Source organism: Micromonospora sp. ATLC20, assembly GCF_057196585.1.
On record NZ_JBXUOV010000342.1, the window covers coordinates 1 to 2,269 of the forward strand.

A 2,269-nucleotide genomic window follows, 5' to 3' on the forward strand; every position below is an offset into this window, starting at 1 on the left:
GCCCCGGGAACGGGGACGCCGCCGCGTCGGTCGGTCAGGTGGTCAGCGGTCGGTACGGGTCGGGGTCACCGGCGGGAACGGGAAGCCGCTGCCGCCGCCGTTGCCGCCGCCGTTGCCCGGCGTGCTCGGGGACGTGCTGGGGGAGCCGCTTGGCGTCGGGCTGGTCGGCTCCTCCTCACGCGGCACGTCGACCCGGATGGTCACCCGCTCGCCCTTGGCCAGGCTGGTCCCCGCGGCCGGCGACTGGCTGCTCACCTTGCCCGCCTCGGCCGGGTCGACCTCGTCGCCCTCCTGGACCCGGGCCACGTAGCCGGCCTCCTTGAGCCGCTGCTTCGCCTGGTCCTCGGTGTAGCCGCGGACGTTCGGCACCTCGCTGACGTTGCCCCGGGAGACCTTGAGCGTCACCTTGCTGCCCTCGGCGACCGCACTGCCCTCGTTCGGCGAGACGTCGACGACCTGACCCTCCGGCAGGCTGCTGTTGACGTTCTCGCGCACCGGGGTCAGCCCGAGTTCGGTCAGACGGTCCTTCGCGGCGTCGAACGTGCCACCCTTCAGGTTGGTGGGGATGGTCACCTGGCCGGGGCCGGTGCAGACGTTGACGGTGACCTCGGTGTCCTTCTCCACCCGCTGGCCGAACGACGGGCTCTGGTCGACCACCGAGCCCTTCTGGCAGTTGGTGTTCTGCACCGGGTCACCAGTGGCGAACCGCAGCCCGGCCTGGGTGAGCGCCGCCTGCGCCTCGGCCTGCGTACGGCCCACCACCTGCGGCACCGACACCTTCTCGTTGCCGGCCTGGTTGAGCCAGAGCGCGGTGCCGAGCGCGATCACCGCGAGCACGCCGAGCGCGGCGAACGCGGCGATGACCCAGGACGAGGTCTTGCGCTTGCCCGGGTCACCGACCCGCGCCGCCGGCTGCTGGCGGGTCTGCGGGCCCATCATCTGGGTCTGCTGCGCCTGGTGGTAGCCGCCACCAGCGGCGGCACCCATCGGCATGGTCTCGTCGGCCGGCATCACCGGGGTGGCGAGCACCGGCCGGCCGGCGGCGGCGCGGAGCAGGTCCGCCCGCATCTCGCCGGCGCTCTGGTAGCGGTTGAGCGGGTTCTTCGACAGCGCCTTGAGCACGATGGCGTCGACTGCGGGGTTGACGTCCGGGTTGATCGTGCTCGGCGTCGGCGGCTGCTCCCGTACGTGCTGGTACGCGACGCTGACCGGGCTGTCCCCGACGAACGGCGGGTGGCCGCAGAGCAGCTCGAACAGCACGCAGCCGGCCGCGTAGACGTCGGAGCGGGCGTCGACCGCCTCGCCGCGCGCCTGCTCCGGGGAGAGGTATTGCGCGGTGCCGATGACCGCGCTGGTCTGCGTCATCGTGGTGGCGCCGCTGGCCAGCGCCCGGGCGATGCCGAAGTCCATCACCTTGACCTGGCCGGTCTGGGTGAGCATCACGTTTCCGGGCTTGATGTCCCGGTGGATGATCCCGTGCCGGTGGCTGAACTCCAGCGCGGCGCACATGTCGGCGCAGATCTCCAGCGCCCGGCGCGGCTGGAGCCGCCCCTCGACGCCGAGAACCTCCTTGAGGGTCCGGCCGTTGACGAACTCCATCACGATGAACGGCAGGGTCTCGCCCGTGGGGGCGGTCTCCTCGCCGGTGTCGTAGACGGCGACGATCGCCGGGTGGTTGAGCGAGGCGGCGTTCTGCGCCTCACGGCGGAACCGCATCTGGAACGTGGCATCCCGGGCCAGATCGGTACGGAGCATCTTGATCGCGACATCCCGCCCGAGCCGGAGGTCACGGCCGCGGTGCACCTCGGCCATGCCGCCGTAGCCCAGCAGCTCGCCGACCTGATACCTGCCACCGAGCAGGCGGGCCTGCGCTGTCATCGCGTCTCTCGTCCTTCGCTCGTCGTCGTACCGCCGCCGGCCGACAGGAGGCGTACCTCACGACGGTACGACGTGCGGACCGGATAGTCGCCTCCGTACGCCCGCACCGCGCCGGTGGTCACGCTCACACTCGCCGGCGCGGCTGCGGTATCACCGTATTTCCGGTACAGGAACGAAATCACGCCCGAGCAGAGGATGACCAGCACGGCCACCACGATCGCCGTCGTCCAGAGCCCGGACCGGGAGCGCCGGGGCGGGGCGGCGGCGGGCGGTCGCGCGTACCCCAGGGGGTTGCGCTGAGGCATGGGGCGCGGCTGCGGGACGGGGGCCGCGCCGCGCGGCGCCACCGGCGGACGGGGCTGCGGGGCGGGGTGGGCGACCACTGCCGGGC

Annotated in this window: 2 protein-coding genes; both read right to left on the bottom strand. The window is 72.6% G+C overall.

Translation table 11 applies throughout. The features are described from left to right. Nucleotides 1–42: 42 nt before the first annotated feature. A complete protein-coding gene (gene pknB / locus AC2CHG_RS31085; RefSeq protein ID WP_484526170.1) occupies nt 43–1,878 on the bottom strand; it encodes a Stk1 family PASTA domain-containing Ser/Thr kinase in 1,836 nt (611 codons plus the stop codon). Then, nucleotides 1,875–2,084 carry a hypothetical protein gene (locus AC2CHG_RS31090; RefSeq protein WP_484526171.1) on the bottom strand — a complete coding sequence of 70 codons (210 nt, stop codon included), beginning with the start codon at nt 2,082–2,084 and terminating at the stop codon, nt 1,875–1,877. The genes pknB and AC2CHG_RS31090 overlap by 4 nt, the downstream gene beginning before the upstream one ends. Nucleotides 2,085–2,269 lie beyond the last annotated feature (185 nt).